The sequence below is a fragment of the Mesorhizobium sp. Ca11 genome, assembly GCF_020165275.1.
Taxonomy (GTDB): Bacteria; Pseudomonadota; Alphaproteobacteria; order Rhizobiales; family Rhizobiaceae; genus Mesorhizobium.
The window spans coordinates 1-3,431 of record NZ_JAIUHU010000039.1; the positions used below are offsets into that span (position 1 = coordinate 1).

General features: G+C 53.8%; 2 rRNA genes. Both read left to right on the forward strand.

Annotated features, from left to right (window positions below):
* The first annotated feature begins 22 nt into the window (after nt 1-22).
* Nucleotides 23-2,846, forward strand: a 23S ribosomal RNA gene (locus tag LB538_RS29085).
* 286 nt (nt 2,847-3,132) lie between these two features.
* Nucleotides 3,133-3,247 (forward strand): 5S ribosomal RNA (gene rrf / locus LB538_RS29090).
* Nucleotides 3,248-3,431: the final 184 nt, after the last annotated feature.

A 3,431-nucleotide genomic window follows, 5' to 3' on the forward strand; every position in this document is an offset into this window, starting at 1 on the left:
GATGGGTATTGGCAATGAGAACGATCAAGTGTCTTAAGGGCAATTGGTGGATGCCTTGGCATGCACAGGCGATGAAGGACGTGATACGCTGCGATAAGCTACGGGGAGGTGCGAATACCCTTTGATCCGTAGATTTCCGAATGGGGAAACCCACCTAAGGTACTTGGAAAATCAGAGCAGCAGGGATGCGACGATCCTTCGGATCGCGCCGTCTTGCTGCTGTGGTTTCCAAGTATCGCTAATAGGTAACTTATCCTGAATACATAGGGATAAAGTGGCGAACGCGGGGAACTGAAACATCTAAGTACCCGTAGGAAAGGACATCAACCGAGACTCCGGAAGTAGTGGCGAGCGAACCCGGACCAGGCCAGTGGCGATTGAGAGACAAGCGGAACCTTCTGGAAAGTAGGGCCATAGCGGGTGACAGCCCCGTACGCGTAATGCGATCAATCGTCCTCGAGTAAGGCGGGACACGTGAAATCCTGTCTGAAATTGGGAGGACCACCTTCCAAGCCTAAGTACTCGTGCATGACCGATAGCGAACTAGTACCGTGAGGGAAAGGTGAAAAGCACCCCGACAAGGGGAGTGAAAGAGTACCTGAAACCGATTGCCTACAAACAGTGGGAGCCCGCAAGGGTGACCACGTACCTTTTGTATAATGGGTCAGCGACTTAGTGTGACGAGCAAGCTTAAACCGGTAGGTGTAGGCGCAGCGAAAGCGAGTCTGAACAGGGCGTTCAGTTCGTCGCATTAGACCCGAAACCGAGTGATCTAGCCATGAGCAGGTTGAAGGTAAGGTAACACTTACTGGAGGACCGAACCCATAACTGTTGCAATAGTTCGGGATGACTTGTGGCTAGGGGTGAAAGGCCAATCAAACTCGGAAATAGCTGGTTCTCCGCGAAATCTATTTAGGTAGAGCGTCGACCGAATACCCCAGGGGGTAGAGCACTGGATGGGCTAGGGGTCCTCACCGGATTACCAAACCTAACCAAACTCCGAATACCTGGGAGTACTAGTCGGCAGACACACGGCGGGTGCTAACGTCCGTCGTGAAAAGGGAAACAACCCTGACCTACAGCTAAGGTCCCCAAGTTATGGCTAAGTGGGAAAGGATGTGAGGATCCCAAAACAACCAGGATGTTGGCTTAGAAGCAGCCATCATTTAAAGAAAGCGTAACAGCTCACTGGTCTAAATAAGGGTCTTTGCGCCGAAAATGTAACGGGGCTAAAGCCATACACCGAAGCTTAGGGTTCGTGAGCAATCACGAGCGGTAGCGGAGCGTTCTGTAAGCTGATGAAGCCGTACCCGTGAGGGGCGGTGGAGGTATCAGAAGTGCGAATGCTGACATGAGTAACGTAAGGGGAGTGAGAGACTCCCCCGCCGAAAGACCAAGGGTTCCTGCTTAAAGTTAATCTGAGCAGGGTTAGCCGGCCCCTAAGACGAGGCGGAAACGCGTAGTCGATGGGAACCACGTTAATATTCGTGGGCCTGGAGGTAGTGACGGATCACACAAGTTGTCCAATCTTATCGGATTGAAAGGGCAGCGGAGTGGTTCCAGGAAATAGCTCCTCCTTATAGACCGTACCCGAAACCGACACTGGTGGTCAGGTAGAGTATACCAAGGCGCTTGAGAGAACTATGCTGAAGGAACTCGGCAAATTGCACGCGTAACTTCGGAAGAAGCGTGACCCTTTTCTGCGCAAGCAGAGGAGGGTGGCACAGACCAGGGGGTAGCGACTGTTTATCAAAAACACAGGGCTCTGCGAAGCCGCAAGGCGACGTATAGGGTCTGACGCCTGCCCGGTGCTGGAAGGTTAAGAGGAGGGGTGCAAGCTCTGAATCGAAGCCCCAGTAAACGGCGGCCGTAACTATAACGGTCCTAAGGTAGCGAAATTCCTTGTCGGGTAAGTTCCGACCTGCACGAATGGCGTAACGACTTCCCCGCTGTCTCCAGCATAGACTCAGTGAAATTGAATTCCCCGTGAAGATGCGGGGTTCCTGCGGTTAGACGGAAAGACCCCGTGCACCTTTACTATAGCTTTACATTGGCATTCGTAGTGGCATGTGTAGGATAGGTGGTAGGCTTTGAAGCCTGGGCGCCAGCTCAGGTGGAGCCACCCTTGAAATACCACCCTTATCACTATGGATGTCTAACCGCGGCCCGTTATCCGGGTCCGGGACAATGTATGGTGGGTAGTTTGACTGGGGCGGTCGCCTCCTAAAGAGTAACGGAGGCGCGCGATGGTGGGCTCAGAACGGTCGGAAATCGTTCGCTGAGTGCAATGGCATAAGCCTGCCTGACTGCGAGACTGACAAGTCGAGCAGAGACGAAAGTCGGTCATAGTGATCCGGTGGTCCCGCGTGGAAGGGCCATCGCTCAACGGATAAAAGGTACGCCGGGGATAACAGGCTGATGACCCCCAAGAGTCCATATCGACGGGGTTGTTTGGCACCTCGATGTCGACTCATCGCATCCTGGGGCTGGAGCAGGTCCCAAGGGTATGGCTGTTCGCCATTTAAAGCGGTACGTGAGTTGGGTTCAGAACGTCGTGAGACAGTTCGGTCCCTATCTGCCGTGGGTGTAGGAATATTGAAAGGATCTGTCCCTAGTACGAGAGGACCGGGATGGACGGATCTCTGGTGGACCTGTTGTGGCGCCAGCCGCATTGCAGGGTAGCTATATCCGGACGGGATAACCGCTGAAGGCATCTAAGCGGGAAACCCACCTTGAAACGAGTATTCCCTGAGAACCGTGGAAGACGACCACGTTGATAGGCCGGGTGTGGAAGAGCGGCAACGCTTGAAGCTTACCGGTACTAATAGTTCGATAGGCTTGATCGTTCTCATTACTTATATCCATCAAGGCGCAATCCGAAGGATTGTCGCCATTCTCACTCACGCTTGTTCCGCCCTGCGGGCGGCGCTACGTGGGTGCGGCGCAACAGCGCCGACGGTCGGTCGACCTTGCGAAGCTTCGCTTCGAAGGGCGCCAGGCTGAAAGAACGTCAAAGGCACAACAAAGACCAGCGAACAGCTTAGAGAAAGCAGCAAATAGGGCTCCCTATTCGCTACTCACTATTGGCTATTCGCTCAAACAGCTTCTCGATTTGAACATGCGTTTTGCCGACCTGGTGGTTATGGCGGAGCGGCTGCACCCGATCCCATTCCGAACTCGGCCGTGAAACGCTCCAGCGCTGATGGTACTTCGTCTCAAGACGCGGGAGAGTAGGTCGCTGCCAGGTCTGCAAAGCGCATGTTCACCTCACTTCCAGATCCACAGGATCCGGATGAAGACAATCTTCTCTCTACGATCTTAAGGCCCGCCAAACGGGATCATGGGCCGCGCAAGCGGCCCTTTCATTTGGCGGCTCTTGAATCAGGTAAGATCAAACTTACCTCCAAGGACGCAAGCAAACGCTTGCTCGT